17 protein-coding genes and 1 other annotated feature are annotated in these 16,089 nt (G+C 47.4%); of the genes, 2 read left to right on the plus strand and 15 right to left on the minus strand.

Translation table 11 applies throughout. The features are described from left to right. Positions 1 to 107 precede the first annotated feature (107 nt). From BM358_RS09365 to BM358_RS09380, 5 genes are all read right to left on the minus strand, one after another. Complete coding sequence (locus tag BM358_RS09365) at positions 108 to 1,097, minus strand: iron-hydroxamate ABC transporter substrate-binding protein (RefSeq protein ID WP_028540443.1); 990 nt, start codon at positions 1,095 to 1,097, stop codon at positions 108 to 110. Positions 1,098 to 1,262: 165 nt separating this feature from the next. Continuing rightward, the gene (locus BM358_RS09370; protein ID WP_231517129.1) at positions 1,263 to 3,803 is read right to left on the minus strand and encodes a DNA internalization-related competence protein ComEC/Rec2; all 2,541 of its coding nucleotides are present in this window, start codon (positions 3,801 to 3,803) and stop codon (positions 1,263 to 1,265) included. Further along, a complete protein-coding gene (locus tag BM358_RS26750) occupies positions 3,733 to 3,885 on the minus strand; it encodes a hypothetical protein (RefSeq protein WP_226887754.1) in 153 nt (50 codons plus the stop codon). Before BM358_RS26750 ends, BM358_RS09370 begins: the two co-directional genes overlap by 71 nt. A 179-nt stretch (positions 3,886 to 4,064) precedes the next feature. After that, on the minus strand, positions 4,065 to 4,583 hold the full coding sequence (locus BM358_RS09375; RefSeq protein WP_025723414.1) for a deoxycytidylate deaminase: 519 nt from the start codon (positions 4,581 to 4,583) through the stop codon (positions 4,065 to 4,067). An 88-nt stretch (positions 4,584 to 4,671) separates the two neighbouring features. Further along, entirely contained in the window at positions 4,672 to 5,265 is a 594-nt protein-coding gene (locus BM358_RS09380) for a ComEA family DNA-binding protein (protein WP_028540441.1), read from the minus strand. Between the two features lie 295 nt (positions 5,266 to 5,560). On the opposite strand from BM358_RS09380, the gene comER reads away from it, so the two are divergent. Beyond that, entirely contained in the window at positions 5,561 to 6,406 is an 846-nt protein-coding gene (comER, locus tag BM358_RS09385; protein WP_028540440.1) for a late competence protein ComER, read from the plus strand. On the opposite strand, the gene leuS is transcribed toward comER, so the two are convergent. Next, positions 6,387 to 8,825, minus strand: a complete 2,439-nt coding sequence (leuS, locus tag BM358_RS09390; RefSeq protein ID WP_023989526.1) for a leucine--tRNA ligase — start codon at positions 8,823 to 8,825, stop codon at positions 6,387 to 6,389. The genes comER and leuS overlap by 20 nt on opposite strands. Before the next feature lie 61 nt (positions 8,826 to 8,886). Next, positions 8,887 to 9,144, minus strand: a binding site (T-box leader). Between the two features lie 184 nt (positions 9,145 to 9,328). Between leuS and BM358_RS09395 the strand changes: the two genes are divergently transcribed. Further along, positions 9,329 to 9,718: a tautomerase family protein gene (locus BM358_RS09395; RefSeq protein WP_028540439.1), complete on the plus strand. Its 390-nt coding sequence runs from the start codon at positions 9,329 to 9,331 to the stop codon at positions 9,716 to 9,718. Positions 9,719 to 9,790: 72 nt separating this feature from the next. Here the strand turns inward: BM358_RS09395 and BM358_RS09400 are convergent, their stop codons facing one another. The 9 genes from BM358_RS09400 to BM358_RS09440 all read right to left on the minus strand — a co-directional run bounded on the left by BM358_RS09400 (position 9,791) and on the right by BM358_RS09440 (position 15,995). Further along, positions 9,791 to 10,564 carry a class I SAM-dependent DNA methyltransferase gene (locus tag BM358_RS09400; protein WP_023989528.1) on the minus strand — a complete coding sequence of 258 codons (774 nt, stop codon included), beginning with the start codon at positions 10,562 to 10,564 and terminating at the stop codon, positions 9,791 to 9,793. A gap of 3 nt (positions 10,565 to 10,567) precedes the next feature. Continuing rightward, the gene (locus BM358_RS09405) at positions 10,568 to 11,476 is read right to left on the minus strand and encodes a CvfB family protein (protein ID WP_028540438.1); all 909 of its coding nucleotides are present in this window, start codon (positions 11,474 to 11,476) and stop codon (positions 10,568 to 10,570) included. Beyond that, on the minus strand, positions 11,473 to 11,820 hold the full coding sequence (gene rsfS / locus BM358_RS09410) for a ribosome silencing factor (protein ID WP_013311194.1): 348 nt from the start codon (positions 11,818 to 11,820) through the stop codon (positions 11,473 to 11,475). The genes BM358_RS09405 and rsfS overlap by 4 nt, the downstream gene beginning before the upstream one ends. Further along, positions 11,817 to 12,413, minus strand: coding sequence for a bis(5'-nucleosyl)-tetraphosphatase (symmetrical) YqeK (yqeK, locus tag BM358_RS09415; protein WP_049828336.1), 597 nt, complete (start codon positions 12,411 to 12,413; stop codon positions 11,817 to 11,819). The genes rsfS and yqeK overlap by 4 nt, the downstream gene beginning before the upstream one ends. Then, complete coding sequence (gene nadD, locus BM358_RS09420; protein ID WP_013311196.1) at positions 12,397 to 12,987, minus strand: nicotinate-nucleotide adenylyltransferase; 591 nt, start codon at positions 12,985 to 12,987, stop codon at positions 12,397 to 12,399. The genes yqeK and nadD overlap by 17 nt, the downstream gene beginning before the upstream one ends. A 17-nt stretch (positions 12,988 to 13,004) precedes the next feature. Next, on the minus strand, positions 13,005 to 13,301 hold the full coding sequence (yhbY, locus tag BM358_RS09425) for a ribosome assembly RNA-binding protein YhbY (protein ID WP_013311197.1): 297 nt from the start codon (positions 13,299 to 13,301) through the stop codon (positions 13,005 to 13,007). A 68-nt stretch (positions 13,302 to 13,369) separates the two neighbouring features. Further along, positions 13,370 to 14,239: a shikimate dehydrogenase gene (gene aroE / locus BM358_RS09430; protein WP_028540436.1), complete on the minus strand. Its 870-nt coding sequence runs from the start codon at positions 14,237 to 14,239 to the stop codon at positions 13,370 to 13,372. Between the two features lie 105 nt (positions 14,240 to 14,344). After that, the gene (yqeH, locus tag BM358_RS09435) at positions 14,345 to 15,472 is read right to left on the minus strand and encodes a ribosome biogenesis GTPase YqeH (protein WP_028540435.1); all 1,128 of its coding nucleotides are present in this window, start codon (positions 15,470 to 15,472) and stop codon (positions 14,345 to 14,347) included. Further along, positions 15,465 to 15,995 (minus strand): YqeG family HAD IIIA-type phosphatase, encoded by a 531-nt coding sequence (locus BM358_RS09440; RefSeq protein ID WP_013311200.1) that lies wholly within the window; start codon positions 15,993 to 15,995, stop codon positions 15,465 to 15,467. The genes yqeH and BM358_RS09440 overlap by 8 nt, the downstream gene beginning before the upstream one ends. Positions 15,996 to 16,089 lie beyond the last annotated feature (94 nt).

The raw sequence follows: 16,089 nt of genomic DNA on the forward strand, positions 1-16,089 counted from the left end.
CCCCAGCGTATCCTCCCTTAGAATAACAGAAAAAGGGAAGGTAGTCACCTTCCCCTAGCTCCTACATACATCTAAATGCTAGCCTATCGAGCTGCAAGATCATATTGTTACTTCTTGGAAACCAAAAAATCAGATATGAGTTCTAATTGATAAGTCAGAGCAATCGGATCTTGAAAATAAAAATCGTCGATTGAGTATTGATATACTTTACCTGATTTAACGGCAGAAAGGTTATTCCACACACTTTTAGATAAAATATCTTTTCCTTGGTCTGTTCCGTCGCCTCTAATACCCAACATTAAATAATCGGCATCGCCCAGCATCTCCGGTAAAGCCTCTATTGAAATGCTGGCCCATCCCTTCTCGAACGCTGCCTTTTCTACCTTCTCAGGAGCATGAAGTCCCAGCTCATCATAAAGTATGGCTCCTCCACGTCCATAAGATTTTCCATATAGATATAATTCTTTTCCTGTAATCTCAAAAATAGCGATTTTTTTGCCCGAATCAATGACGTCAGACAAAGCCTGTTTCTTCTCAGCAATCTTGGTTGCAAAATCAGCCAGGCAATTCTTCGCTTCCTGCTCCTTGTTTAACACTTTGCCCAGCTCCATCAGACGATCCTTATATTGATATTTACCATATGGAATATATACTGCAGGTGCTATTTTTTTCAGATTTTCATACGCTTTCTCATCATAGGTAATGATCAAATCCGGCTTCAGGGTGATTACCTTTTCAAGGGACAATGCGGAGCTGTCACCGATATTTGCAACACCATTCAAATATTTTTTATAGTATGGAGCATCAAATACAGTGTCTGGAGCCCCTACAGGTGTAATACCGAGTGCTAGCACATCACCTACATAATCATCGACTGCCACTACGACACGCTGGGGATGCTCAGGAAGAGTAATTGTACCTTTATCACTTTCATATGTACGTGTGGCAGCTTCATCTCCAGTTGATGTGGTCTGGGCGGCAGCAGATTGACCGCTTACCGTTGCAGTCCCACCCCCACTTGTAGCGCATGCACTCAATACCAGCATTAACGAAATGATGAACAAACAAGCTGATGCTCTGAATTTAAAATAACTCACAATATTCCTCCCATTAATAATGATTCTCATTTTCATTACTCATATGATTCTATCAAAGCTTACAGCTACTGTCCATGCAGATTGGATTCAAAGCAAACAGCTCACTCCTGAGAGTGAGCACCCGTTTTAGTGTGTTGTTGTACTGATAAAAAAGGATCGAAAAAACTATTTGCGTTGGTACCGCACACTCAGTTTTCCTTGCTGCGCTCGAATCTGTATCTCTCCCATCGTATCTGTTCGATATATAGCAGAATTAACTGCCGATAAACGTTCCAATACCGCTTCATTCGGATGTCCGTAAGTATTGGTCGCACCGACCGAAATAACAGATACTTTCGGTCGCCAGTAGGATAACCACTCTTCCGAGGTGGAGTACTTGCTGCCGTGATGTGCTATTTTCATGACATCTATAGCTTTCCTTACAGCCCCCGTTGCTCCCTCATCTTTCACACTTGATGAAAAACGAGTTAATTCAGAGAGCAACGACGACTCTGCTGCATCATCCATATCTCCTGTGAACAAAAAAGAGGCTCCCTCCATCTCCAATATCATGGCAACAGAGTAATGATTCTGTTCCTTCATAACAGGCAACTGCTCAGATTCGTTCTCCGGTAGTGTAAACGGATAGAGAAAGCGGATTTTCGTAGCCTGGTCTGGTTCCCATTCCATACTATGATGTGCACCATACAGCTTGATCTGCTTGTCTAAAGCCGTGTTCAACAGCTTACGAAATGGGGTTTTATCTGTCAGGGTACCGTTAAAAAACAAGGTATATACAGGAATCTGGTCAAGCACAGCCTGTAGTCCTCCGGCATGATCATGATCTCCATGCGTTAAAATGACAGCGTCCAGGCGATGCACACCTCGTTGCTTTAGCAAGGGTACAATCGTATCTTCACCTACCTCGTAGGGATCTGCACGCTTGCGCCAAGCATTTTTCCCTGTCGCAAAATCCATTGTACCCCCGCCATCAACCAAGATATGTTTCCCGCCCGGCGTTGTAATTAAAATGCTGTCACCTTGGCCCACATCCAGATATTGAACAATTCCCGTATTTCCCTCACCAGGAGATTGGTAACCTGTATACAATATTCCAAGCCAAGCAATAACACTTAGAGCCAGTGCCAAATGACGATAACCATTCCACTGTCGACTTGCAAATTTCCCTGCTCCCTCAGGTTCAGGAGCCGTATGCAATATAGCCGCCCATTCTGGAGAAGCTGCTAATCCTGTATATATAGGTGATGAAATGGCAGTAGAATTCAAGACGGTAATGTCGTTCGTTTGCCTGCGGGATGTCAGCCACCTTTTGAGCCAGTACAAAACACTGTACAGAGCTGCGTAATACGCCATGACCCACAGGATGGAAGAAGACGGCCAAATACTCACATAAGCATCATCTACATTCAGCCATTTCACTAGTAAAAAGGTCAAATCGTTCAATTGCTCTGCCGGCCACGCAAGAATACGAGCCCCATCCCCCCACAAAAAGGAAAGCCCCATCGCCACCGTACCTAATGGAAGCACGATATATGTAATAAGGGGTACAAGCACAAAATTGGCCGCAAATGATAACAACGAAAATTGATTAAAGTAGAATACCGTCATTGGAAACGAAACAAGCTGTGCCGTAATTGTAATCGCAACTTCACCGCCGATTAGGAAAGGCCATTTGGCGAAAAACGGCTTCATAAGCGGCATATAAATGAGCAACCCACCTGTCACCAAAAAGGAAAGCTGAAAGCTGACGCTAAGTAGATAATATGGATTCCAAATCAGCATGAGCAACGCGGATATACTTAGAATATTAAGTCCGTCTTTGAGCATACCTCGTCGGGCTGCAAACAAGCCGATCATCGCCATAATTCCCGCCCTCACAACAGAGGGAGAAGCACCTGTCAGCAGGACATAAGCCGGAATGAGTATCATCACGACCGTAAGAGATGTCTCGCGGCTAACTCTTAGTAGCTTGAGTAAATATAATAGTGTAGCTGCATATACCGCCACATGCATGCCCGATATTGCTAAAATATGCGTTAAACCAAGCTGCGTAAACTCGTTATACGTTGCTGGGTCCAACTCATCTGTTACCCCAAGTACCAGTCCTTTCATATATCCTGCGTGATGAAGTGATGTAAATGCCGATTCCATTCTCTGCCCTAGCTGCTCCCTAAGCTGATCATTCCATCTGAACAAAGTGTAGCGGTTCCACAGTGAAGCTTCCTGCTTCTGTAGCGAGGCTGCCCCATCGCCTTTGAAAAGCCAGTGGATTTCCTGTGTGTGCAGGTATTCACTGTAATCAAAGCCACCAAAGTTCCCCGCTTTTGCAGGAGCCTTTAAGGTGCCACGCAGTAGGATTGCATCTCCACGTTGCCACGCTGCCGAAAGTTGCTGTTCCTGCTTGGCAGCCAACTTGATATGAACAATGACCTGTTCAGAAATTAGTGCACGATTCTCGTCCTTTTTCGAATGACTTCCGTAGTGATTGATTGAGGTGACTCTCATCTCAAACTGTGTTCGATCACCATCTACCTGTACTTCAGAAGCGATAAGCCCTGCTACTTGAACAGGCATGTCTTCCAACATAGAAGACGATACATGAAGAGCATCGGGAATACTGCTAACATTATGCGTATCATGCCAATACCAATGAAATCCACCCCCGCTGATTGCAAGCCAAAGTAATACCATATGCCGGATGGGGATTTTCATCCATAAAGCTATAAGCGGAAAGATCAGGGTAACCCCCGCCCAGAGCAACAAAAGCATCCGTCCAGAATACAGACATGCTCCCGCACTTCCTGTAATCCAACAAACAGTAAGGGTCAATATAGGTCTAGTTAACACAAGCTTAGCTTGAATACAATCACCTTCCGGTAGCAAACATTGCTTTTTGTCCAAAATAAGCAAAACAAAAAGAACCTCTGACAAAATAGCATTCGTCAGAGGTTCTTCCTCGTTTACTTTTTAATTCATTACATCCATCAGCGTTTCTTTCGGTGGATGATAGGTCTTCAGCATACGAAAGGCGATTCCCTTTTCCTCCATCATAGCACGAACCTTGTCGGCATCTTTGGGATAAGGTCTGTGGTATACAATCTCCACAATACCGCTGTTCGCCAACATATTGGCACACGTCCAGCATGGCTGGTCAGTGACATATACTGAAGAGCCTTCACGATCAATTCGGTCAGTAAACAGTAGCAGGTTCTGCTCCGCATGAATAGTGCGAATACAACGCTGCTTCTTAACCATTTCCTCGCGCCCATCACGGTGAACGACCTCATACTCCTCTGAGATCATACAGCCTGCCTCAGAACAGTCAGGCACCCCGGATGGTGCTCCATTATAGGCCGTCCCCAAGAGCTTTTTACCTTGTACAAGTACGGCTCCAACATGACGCCGCGCACAGCGCGAACGGGTGGATACCATATAAGCGATATCCATGAAATAGGTGTCCCAGTCCTTGCGTACATCTGCACTCATTTCCATCTCTCCCGTATAAACAAGTTAAAACGTAAACCATATCCGCTACCGCCGTTCTCAGGGCCTGTACATTGTAATCTTATATAAGTTACAAGCTGACATACGGCTTCATTTTCGCCAACATTTTAGCTCCGATTCCCTTTACATGATCCAAATCGTTCACACGTTTGAACGCCCCATGCTGATTACGGTAGTTCAAAATAGCCTCGGCTTTTTTAGCCCCAACCCCTGGTAGCTCCATTAACTCGGCAGCAGTCGCCGTGTTGATGTTTACCTTTTTTTCGCCGGAAACGGGTGTAGTAACCGAATCACTTACCGTATTGGTCCTACTCGTCGTTGCACCACTCGAACTAACAATACCTGTGTCTGAGCTCGGATTCGCAGCAGCAGATACACCAGTAGAAATCTGCACAGTATCACGTTTCACATTGTCAGCGGCTTCGGCATTCCTACTGCGCTCAGCTTTGTCTGAGGGTTCTTTTACAGCAGGCTTTTTCTGGGCATAGTCACTGCTGCGCTGCGACTCATTTGGCTCTGAATCCATCGCCACAGCCTGCTCCACCTTATGGTTAAGTAAAGTCCACTCTTCTTGCGGCTCAGAGCGCTGTCCTCCGGCAAATAAAATAAGTCCACTCCCGATTACAGCAAGCGTTATCGCTGTTCCTGTCCATACGCGTTTCATTTCCGTATCGTCCCCTACTCCACATGGATTTCGGGAAATTGAGCCGACTGAAAACACCGTCTCAATCAAACAGAGCAAGTCTGTTCAATTCCCGTTAAACCGGAGGGTGCAAACAACCTCCATACGGTCTCGCTGTGAGCATTTTTACAAAAAAGTGGTACGACCCCGGGCACGATCTAACATGCTCAGACATAAAATTCGTCATGTCGGCCAAGACCAGGCGCATACACTAAGAAGAATGACAGCTGACAGCACAGCGTCTATACCGCAAAGTATGAAAGGAGGACGTTGAACAATGAAAGTTGGATTTATCGGGACTGGCAGCATGGGAAGTCTGCTAATTGAGTCTTTTATTAATTCTAACGCACTCAAGCCGCAGCAAATATCAGCAAGCAATCGAACGCATTCCAAGGTAACCGAGCTAGCCCGTCGTTATCCAGGTTTGCATGCAGCCCAAAGCAACCGTGAAACGGCAGCGGAAAGCGATGTTTTGTTTATCTGTGTGAAGCCGCTGGAATCAAAAGCCGTAACGGATGAAATACGCAACGTCATTACAGAAGAGCAAATCGTCGTATCTATCACAAGCCCGGTGCAGATTCGTATTTTGGAGCATGCACTGAAAGCCAAAGTGTCCAAAATTATTCCCAGTATCACCCACCAAGTGGGCAGCGGAGCCTCACTATGCATCCATGGAAGCCGGATTACAGAGGAGGACCGCACCCTTCTGGAAGAGCTTATGTCCCACATCAGCAGGCCGATTCGGGTTAAAGAATCTTATACTCGAATCACGTCGGATTTTTCGAGTTGCGGTCCTGCTTTCTTGGCCTTTTTTATGGACCAGTGGATTCAAGCCGCAGTTCAAGCTACAGGTATAGACCGTACGGAGCTATGCGCCCTGGCCGGTGAAATGATCATCGGCACTGGAAAGCTGCTCACGGAAGGCGGGATGACACCAGCCGAGTTACAGGCCAGAGTGGCGGTTCCCGGAGGTATTACTGCCGAAGCTCTCGCACTGTTGGACATCAGCCTGCATAGTGTCTTTCCCGAGCTGATACAGGCCACGCACAACAAGTATGAAGAAGACATGCAAAAGGTGGATGTCTCCTTCGGCTTAAAGCCAATTAACCGGCAACAATATTAACCAGCTTACCTGGTACAGCAATTACCTTGCGGATCGTTTTGCCGGCCAGTGCCTGCTGAACATTGTCCAACGACACAGCGAATGCTTCCATCGCTTTAGCATCAAGATCCTTGGCAATCGTTGCACGCTGCACAATTTTACCATTCACTTGCACAACAATTTCCACTTCGGCGTCCACCGTCCATGCTTCATCATAAGCAGGCCAGGCCGCGTAGGTAATGCTATCATTGTGCCCCAGCAGCTGCCACAATTCCTCGGCCAGATGGGGTGCAAGCGGCGACAGCATTTGCACGAAGTTTTCCATTGCTGCACGCGGCAGAAGGTCTGCTTTGTATGCATCGTTGGTGAAGATCATCAGCTGGCTGATCGCTGTATTGAAGCGCAGTGCATCCAGATCTTCGGTTACTTTTTTCAGCGTTTTATGCCAAGTACGATTGAACTCATCGCTACCGCCGTCATTTGTAATTTTATCGTTCAGGCTACCATCCTCGGAAACAAACAGGCGCCATACGCGGGACAGAAAACGATGTGCTCCCTCTACCCCATTCTCATTCCATGGCTTGGTCGCTTCCAGCGGCCCCATAAACATCTCATAAATACGCAGCGTATCGGCGCCAAACGTATTGACAATATCATCAGGATTAATGACATTACCGCGTGATTTACTCATTTTTTCATTGTTGTTGCCCAAAATCATACCCTGGTTGACCAGCTTATAAAAAGGCTCTTTCGTTTCCACTACGCCGATATCATACAGTACCTTATGCCAGAAACGGGCATACAGCAAGTGAAGAACCGCATGTTCCGCTCCGCCAATATACAAATCAACAGGCATCCATTCACGTTGTTTCTCTTTGGATACAAGCTCTTTGTCATTTTTCGGATCAATAAAGCGCAGGTAATACCAGCAACTGCCTGCCCATTGCGGCATTGTATTTGTCTCGCGGCGTGCTTTCATACCTGTCTCAGGATCAATGGTTTCGATCCAATCTGTTGCGTTCGCCAGCGGGGATTCACCTGTACCTGAAGGCTTGATATTGTCCATCTCCGGCAGTACGAGCGGAAGTTGGTCCTCAGGAACCGTTTTGATCGTTCCATCCTCCAGATGAATTACCGGAATCGGCTCGCCCCAATAGCGTTGACGGCTGAACAGCCAGTCACGCAGGCGATAGGTGACTTTGCCGTGTCCTTTGCCCTCGGCTTCCAGCCATTCAATCATCTTCGGAATCGCTTCCTCGTTGGTAAGTCCATTCAGCGGGCCGGAATTGACGTGCGGTCCATCCTCAGTATATGGCTCATTAGCCACATCTCCACCTTGGACAACCTCAATGATATTCAATCCGAATTGCTTGGCAAATTCCCAGTCACGCGCATCGTGAGCAGGTACAGCCATAATCGCTCCAGTTCCGTAGCCTGCAAGTACATAGTCAGCAATCCAGATCGGCAGCTTTTCGCCGTTCACCGGGTTCACTGCATAAGCTCCTGTGAATACGCCTGTTTTATCCTTGGCCAGATCCGTACGCTCCAGATCGCTTTTACGAGCAGCTTGTTCACGGTACTGTTGTACAGCATCCTTTTGCTCAGGCGTAGTGATAATATCCACCAATTCCTGCTCTGGTGCCAGCACACAGTAGCTTGCGCCGAACAGTGTATCTGGACGGGTTGTAAATACTGTGAGTTGCTCGTCATAGCCTTCAATTGGAAAACGAACCTCTGCCCCGGTAGACTTACCGATCCAGTTCCGCTGCATATCCTTAATACTCTCAGACCAATCCAGTTCCTCCAGATCCTCCAGCAGACGATCCGCGTATTCCGTAATTTTCAGCATCCATTGACGCATTGGTTTACGGACGACCGGATGACCGCCACGCTCACTCTTACCGTCAATAACTTCTTCATTCGCTAGCACCGTTCCCAGCGCCGGGCACCAGTTCACAGGTACTTCAGCTACATATGCAAGACCGCGCTTGTACAGCTGGATGAAGATCCACTGTGTCCATTTGTAATAATCAGGATCCGTCGTGCTGATTTCACGATCCCAGTCGTAGGAGAAGCCGAGCGATTTGATTTGACGGCGGAAGTTATTTACATTTTTCACCGTAATTTCGCGTGGGTGCTCCCCTGTATCCAGCGCATGCTGCTCGGCAGGCAGACCGAAGGCGTCCCAACCCATCGGATGCAGTACGTTGTAGCCGCGCATTCTTTTATATCGTGAAACAATATCCGTAGCTGTGTAGCCCTCTGGGTGGCCTACATGTAGGCCGGCTCCAGATGGGTACGGAAACATATCCAAAGCATAAAACTTCGGTTTGCCCGGCTCTTCCCCGGTACGGAACGTCTTGTTCTCATCCCAATATTTCTGCCATTTTGGTTCAATACTTTGCGGTTGATAGCCGTGCTTCGGCTGTGTGTCTGTCATTGTCTTTTCCTCCTCAAACGGTATGCAACAAAAAAACCTCTGCATCCCGTAGCGTGTCAGCGCTAGGGACGAGAGGTTATATTCCCGTGGTACCACCCTAGTTAGCAGAAAGCGTTCTTCGCGTTCTACTCCCTTTGCACCTGATAACGGAGGTGATCCGATGCGGGTTAATAACAGGATACAAGCACCTGTATAGGGCGTTCCTGCGTTGGACGCATATCTCCGAGGCGAGTTCACTTTGCACTGTCAACCGGCTTGCACCACCCGCCAGCTCTCTACATGTCCAGACAAAGCTACTATTCCTCATCAGCGATTGTTTAACCGTTAATAATGGCACTATTATATTGAAAACCGCGAAAAAAGTCAAATAAGGACTACCTTTGGTGTTAAAGACCCTCTTCATACTAATTGTTCATGACACATGCATACGAATGTTTTATAATGATTTCGAATTAAATCGCTTCAAGTTGAGATGAGTTGAGATAAGAAAGGTGAGCTGAGAAATGGCACAGATTAAAATTTACGGAATAAAAGAAACTCTAAATCCAATCAAAAAGCAACTTTCAGAGGTGATTCATTCTGCTGTGGTGGATGCGTTCAAATATCCTCCTGACAAGAGGTTTCAACGTTTTTTTCCTATGGATCAGGAAGACTTTATATATGCCGATGGTCGCTCTGAGGCGTACACCATTATTGAAATCAGTATCTTTGAAGGCAGAACGACAGAAGCTAAGAAGCAACTCATTAACCTGTTATTCCAAAGAATTAACGATCTTTTGGGTATTTCTCCACAGGATCTTGAGATTACTATATTTGAAACACCCAAACAGAACTGGGGCATTCGGGGTGTACCGGGTGATGAGCTTCAGCTGAGCTACAAAGTGAATATATGAGTGCAAAAAGACGCCCTTCATGTCATCATGAAAAGCGTCTTTCTTTTCCCATACTCGCTAAATGAAGCCTTGCTATTTTACAGCAACATAAAACAGTCTCGCCGCGTCATCTTCTGCTTCTACCCATTCAAAATCCGCATATACCTTCACATCACGAAAACCCGCTTTGGACAATTCTGCCTTCATCCAGTCTGGGTCATAGGCACGTTGAACATGTATTTCCTCGAAACGCTGGTATAGATCGCGTCCTTCTTGTTCTGCTTTCGCAAAGATACTAAGATGATGCTCAATTTCACAACGGGGAGTGTCCAACGCACATGTCCAGATATACGAGATAGAGCGTTCATCCAGTACGAATGGTTGCTCTTCATCATAGCGTAAAAACGTCTGCGGATGATGTACATCGAACAAGAAGGTTCCGCCAGGCTTTAGACCAGCATGCGTTCTGCGAAAAGTAGAAATTATATCTTCTTCCTCCAACAAGTAATTCAAACAATCGCAAAAAGAAATTACAGAATCCACAGGCTCGGGTAAAATCCATTCTCTCATATCCTGCTGTATCCAGCGAACGCTTCCCTCACGAAACAATCGCTGTCCCTGTGGAGTGGTTTCCATTTTGCGACGGGCTACTGCCAGCATGTCAGAGGATAAGTCGATTCCAGCCACCTCGAAGCCCGAGTTAACCAGGGGGATCGTAATTGAACCCGTTCCGCAGCCCAGCTCGGCCACCGTATGCGGCATCCCGTACTGATCCCAAGCCTGCCGTGCAAAGCGCAACCAGTCCGGGTACGGCATGTCCTGCATCAGCTCATCATACACATAGGCAAACTTCCGGTAAGAAGCCATTTTTTATTCCCCATTCCCGTCCTTCGGTTTCGGCATTTTCTCCACCAGGTAGGTCCAGTTTTCCTTTTGTGTAATCATTCCTTCCTTCATCAGCTTGCCCATTGCACGCTTGAAGGCGGATTTACTGATACCAAACCGTTGCTTGATAATATCCGGCGGTGTTGCGTCGGAATAAGGCATGCCGCCGCCCGGACGCTCTTTCAGAAAAGCAATCAGCCGATCCGCATCCTCATCACGGCCTACTTCCTTGCGTGGTGACATCGCCAGATTGACCCGACCGTCTTCCCGAACAAGCGTGACCCGTACCTTGACCTCTTCGCCCAAGCGAAGCATCCGGTTACGCTCCGAGGAATGAATCATTCCAATCGCTCCAAAACCAAGCACACCTCCGTCCACCAGGACGAATGTGCCCATCTGAAGCGGCTTGTACACAGTCGCCTGCACCCATGTATTTAACCACGAATCAGGGGCGTGGAAGCACAACGGAGCCAGCTCCTGTTCCCCTGCCAGCTTAGCCCGCAGTCTACCTTGCTTGTCATGCTCCATAATGGCATATACGTAGTCGCCCACCCGAGGATGTAAATCTCGGTTTTCTGGCAACTCACGAATCGGCAGCAAAAGCTGACGACCCAATCCCATCTCCAGGAAACAACCCAAACGCGGATGCACATCAGCCACTTCAAGTTTTGCCATTTCGCCCAACGACAAGAACGGCTTTTTCATGGTTGCGGCCAAACGGTCCTCTGTATCGTGAAAAATAAATACCTCCAACCGTTCACCAACTTCGATTTCACGTGTCAGCTCCGTATAATGCAGCAGCACATCCTGCTCACCAACAGTGAGAAAATAACCGAAAGGAGATACCTCACGATCCACCATAATGGTGACATAAGTACCGGCGATCAAACTCATACCTTTTCCACAACCTTAGCATCCGACCAGAGTCGTTCAATGTTATAGTATTCGCGCTCGTCGCGATGGAAGACATGCACTACGACATCCCCCAAATCCATTAGAACCCAACGGGCGGAATCCATTCCTTCGATTCCTTTGATGGTTACACCTTCATCATGAGCGCGTTTGCGAATTTCTGTTGCAATCGCCTGTACCTGTGTATCCGAATTACCGTGGCAGATGACAAAATAATCAGCTACTAGTGATATTCCCCGCAAATCCAGTGCGACAATATTCATTGCCTTTTTATCATTTGCAGCATCAACCGCTGTTTGCATTAATTGCTCATTAGTTAGGGTCATTCATGAACCTCCGTTTTTCTCTGTTTTAGTTGTTGAATCAAGTCATTGCGCGACAAGACTGTCAGTGGAAAAATAACCTTTTTCTTTTCCAGCAACAATGTAATCGTGGAGTCAAATCCAGCGATAAGGCCCTGCTCCAAGCTTTTCTTTGCCTGTTTACGGATATGCTCAACCCCCGGAAAATCCCGTCCCGGTTCGATGTAATCAGCGAGACACACGACTTTATCCAGCAAGCTCATACCTACGCGTCCTGACGTATGCCAGCGGATCGCATTCCTTATTTCCGGATCATCCACTCCGTAATCTCTTGCTGCAACGCAGCATCCTACCTCTGAATGCCAGAGCTGCTTGTCATGTTCCAAAAGCTCCTGATCACATTCGGGATGACTGCGAATCACCTCTTCCATCTGCTGGACAGGCCAATATTTCGCTACATCATGCAAAATAGCCGCCAGTTCGGCCTTATCCGGATCTGCTCCATATCGCTGCGCAAGCTCAACTGAGGTATGCATAACACCTAGTGTGTGCTTCCAGCGCTTTTCAGGCATTTGACCAGATACGGCTTCCATTAATTGCTCACGGCTGTACTTCATACAAACCGCCCCTTGTAATATAGTCATGCACACGATCAGGCACAAGATAACGGATGGTACGCCCTTCGGCAGCACGCTCTCGAATATCCGTCGACGAAATGTCCACCACTGGCATATCCGCCAGCAGTACCTTGTCCTGCAAATAATGCGGCAACTCATCCAACGCAAGCTGGAACCCTGGGCGCCGAACACCAATAAAATAAATTCGCTGCGCCAGTTCCTCAATTCCCTGCCAATGAGGCAAGTAGTTCACCATATCCGCACCAATAATAAAATAAAAATCCACAGCAGAGTGCAACTCCTGAAGCTCCTTGATCGTGTCAATGGTATAGGATACTCCCCCGCGAAGCACTTCAATATCCAGCACTTCAAAAGCAGGATGACCCGCTACCGCTTCACTCGTCATCTCCAGACGCTCCTTACCGCTCGCCCCCGCCTGATGCTTGTGCGGAGGAATATGAGAAGGCATAAACCATACTTGATCCAGACCATAGGCATCTCTTGCCGCTTCTCCAGCCAGCAGATGTCCAATATGAATTGGGTCAAATGTACCACCCATAATACCGATTTTCATAATTTTCTCCCCGCGTGTTATCCTCTAGGCAACTCGATTTCCTTATGATCACGGGATTCTTTGTACAAAATAATAGTGCTCCCGATGATCTGAACAAGCTCAGAACCTGTCTCCGCGGCCAGTTCTTCCGCAATTTCATGTTTGTCGTCCAAACAGTTGTTCAAAATTTGCACTTTCATCAGCTCACGCTTTTCAATCGCATCGTTGATGTGACGCATAAGATGCTCATTCGTACCGTTTTTGCCTACTTGAAAAACCGGGTCCAAATGATGCGCCATTGAACGCAAATATCTTTTTTGTTTACCTGTTAACATGTATATTTAACCCCTTCGTCGCCACATATACAATGCAGCATTTCCATAATTTTAATGTACAATCTTACTTACGACAGGCTACTCAGCACAGCCGCTCTCATTTGCTCTACAGCAGGGACAACCCCTGTAAAATACTCAAAAGCCACAGCCCCCTGGTACACGAACATGCCCAAGCCCCCATGTACAGTGCAGCCGCGCTGTTCACGGCTTTCCCGTAAAAGTCTCGTTTCCAGCGGATTGTAGATCAAATCACTCACAATGATTCCCTCCGGAATCAAGCTCGTTTTCAGTGGAAGTTCATCCGATAAAGGGGACATTCCCACCGAGGTTGTGTTAATCAACACATTCACTGTGGCGAGCACGCTCTTGGCATCCTCGTTGGAATAACCCCTCACTGGGATCGCCTCCGTCGTCCACTCTAATGCCAGTTGCTCAGCTTTGTCACGTGTTCGGTTCAAAATAATAACCGATTCCGGTTGCTCCTCCAATAGAGCATGAATTACGCCACGAGCAGCCCCTCCGGCTCCAAGAACAGCAATTCTTGCGCCCTTCAAATCGACAGAAGTCTCTTCTTTGAGGGAACGTACGTAGCCAATTCCGTCCGTGTTATAGCCCTTGAGCCGTCCATTGTCATTCACTATCGTATTGACAGCGCCAATGAGTCTGGCCCCTTCATCAATCTCATCCAGATATTTCATAACCTCGACTTTATGGGGAATCGTCACATTGACTCCGCGGAAATGCATAGCGCGAATCCCCTTCATGGCATCTTCCAGCTGATCCGGTTTGACATGAAGAGGTACAAAATCTCCTTCAATCCCTGCTGCCTGTAAAGCTATTTTATGCATAAGAGGCGATTTGGAGTGCTTGATCGGATCACCCAATACGCCCAATAGTACAAGACCTTGTTCGGTCGCTTCAGACTCCCCGCTGTTCATCGTTGCTCTCCCCCATATTGCAAAATATTAGGCCGCACAAATACATGAATGGCGGCAGGAACCAGTACCTGTTCCTTGCCGCCCTATAACATGGTTACAGCAACGTTATATCAACGCAGGCCGCAAAAGCACACGGACTCCCCGAGGAGCATGAACCGCAACCAGAGCTCCGTTCTCGCTATTCACTCTGATCCATCCCAAACCGGAAATGTAGATGTCCGATGGAGATTTGCGTGGAACGCGGAACTCATGTCTTGTCCATTCCGGCATTTCTGCCAATTGATCGCGTGTTGGCGGAGATAACAATTCCCCGGCATGATCAGCGAACAACTGATCAGCCCGCTCCAGCTTCGTGCGATGTATTTTAAGACCACCGTTAATATAGCAGGTAAATGATTGGTGCTGACCCTCCACAAAATCAAATCGGGCCATACCGCCGAAAAACAATGTTTGTCCGGCATCAAGCTGATACGCAGCAGGCTTCAGCGGCTTGTCCGGCATAATAGCACTCAAGTCCTGACGGGAGACGATCTCACTGAATCGCCAAGGGTATACAATACCCGGAGTATCAATAATGTGCTTGCCGTCGTCGAGCGGAATATTCACCATATCGAGTGTAGTCCCCGGGTAACGGGACGTTGTAAGTTCCTGCTCCATATCGCTATAATCACGAATCAAGCGGTTAATGAGCGTGGATTTACCCACATTTGTCGCTCCGACCACATATACATCGCGGTTACCACGGAGCTCAGATACCACATCCAACAGACGGTCAAAGCCCTGATTTTTTTTAGCTGAGCACAGAACAATTTCTTCCGTGCGAAGTCCTTGCTCCTTCGCTTGCTTTTGTACCCAGTTACGTACCTTGTTCCAATTCGTTACCTTAGGCAGCAAATCGGTCTTGTTCACAGCCAGTATAACCGGATTGGAGCCTACAAAGCGTTGCAAACCGGAAATCAAGCTACCTTCAAAATCAAAAATATCTACAATGTGGATGACGAGCGCATCCTTGTCCCCAATCTGGCTGAGCAGCTTCAAGAACTCATCTTGATTCACCGTCACTGAAGACGTCTCATTATAGTTTTTGATCCGGAAGCAACGCTGACAGATGACAGGTTCGCGAGTAAGCAATTTTTCAGGAATATATCCCGGAAGCTCCGGGCTAGTGGTCTGCACGGTGATACCGCAACCACTACATTTGACGGCAGTGCCGCCGTCAGGTCTTTCAGTCATTCTTCTTTTCCTCCTCAAGCCATAAGCCTTTCTTACGTAACCTTGTGAGCGCGATTCGCTCCAACCGCCGATTAAATCGGGTCATGACTCCTTCATCATGAATGGATATCGGTAGCACCAACACCGTATGCAATCCCAGTCGGTTACCTCCCAATACGTCCGTCAACATTTGGTCTCCGACCATAATAGTCTCTTCCGGAGTCAGCCCCATCATACGGATGGCTCTACGAAAAGACGAGTTGGAGGGCTTCCGTGCGGCATGTATAAATTCAATGTCCAAAGGCGTAGCAAACACGGATACACGGTCCATATTGTTGTTAGACACGATGACAAGCTTAAAACCCGCCTGTTTGACCTTCTCAAACCAGGCCACCAGCTCGGGAGTCGCATTCGGCGCTTTTGCGCCGACCAGCGTGTTATCCAGATCCGTAATAATGCCGCGATATCCTTGAGCATACAAGCCTTCGAGATCAATATCAAAGACGGTATTCACCCGTAATTTGGGCATCAGCATTTCAAACAACGTCGGTCACCTCAGTTTCATACGACAAACTATACCATATTACTATGGCTTAGTAAAAAGCTATCCGCAACAAACGGACAGCTTTTTCACTAAA

The organism is Paenibacillus sp. cl130 (assembly GCF_900116035.1).
GTDB classification, from domain to species: domain Bacteria; phylum Bacillota; class Bacilli; order Paenibacillales; family Paenibacillaceae; genus Paenibacillus; species Paenibacillus polymyxa_B.

Coding starts and splice junctions, on each gene's coding strand:
- BM358_RS26750 (WP_226887754.1), bottom strand. CDS start 3,885: ATGTCTGTATTCTGGACGGATGCTTTTGTTGCTCTGGGCGGGGGTTAC.
- BM358_RS09375 (WP_025723414.1), bottom strand. CDS start 4,583: ATGAGTGCAGATGTACGCAAGGACTGGGACACCTATTTCATGGATATC.
- BM358_RS09380 (WP_028540441.1), bottom strand. CDS start 5,265: ATGAAACGCGTATGGACAGGAACAGCGATAACGCTTGCTGTAATCGGG.
- comER (WP_028540440.1), top strand. CDS start 5,561: ATGAAAGTTGGATTTATCGGGACTGGCAGCATGGGAAGTCTGCTAATT.
- leuS (WP_023989526.1), bottom strand. CDS start 8,825: ATGACAGACACACAGCCGAAGCACGGCTATCAACCGCAAAGTATTGAA.
- BM358_RS09395 (WP_028540439.1), top strand. CDS start 9,329: ATGGCACAGATTAAAATTTACGGAATAAAAGAAACTCTAAATCCAATC.
- BM358_RS09400 (WP_023989528.1), bottom strand. CDS start 10,564: ATGGCTTCTTACCGGAAGTTTGCCTATGTGTATGATGAGCTGATGCAG.
- BM358_RS09405 (WP_028540438.1), bottom strand. CDS start 11,476: ATGAGTTTGATCGCCGGTACTTATGTCACCATTATGGTGGATCGTGAG.
- rsfS (WP_013311194.1), bottom strand. CDS start 11,820: ATGACCCTAACTAATGAGCAATTAATGCAAACAGCGGTTGATGCTGCA.
- yqeK (WP_049828336.1), bottom strand. CDS start 12,413: ATGAAGTACAGCCGTGAGCAATTAATGGAAGCCGTATCTGGTCAAATG.
- nadD (WP_013311196.1), bottom strand. CDS start 12,987: ATGAAAATCGGTATTATGGGTGGTACATTTGACCCAATTCATATTGGA.
- yhbY (WP_013311197.1), bottom strand. CDS start 13,301: ATGTTAACAGGTAAACAAAAAAGATATTTGCGTTCAATGGCGCATCAT.
- aroE (WP_028540436.1), bottom strand. CDS start 14,239: ATGAACAGCGGGGAGTCTGAAGCGACCGAACAAGGTCTTGTACTATTG.
- yqeH (WP_028540435.1), bottom strand. CDS start 15,472: ATGACTGAAAGACCTGACGGCGGCACTGCCGTCAAATGTAGTGGTTGC.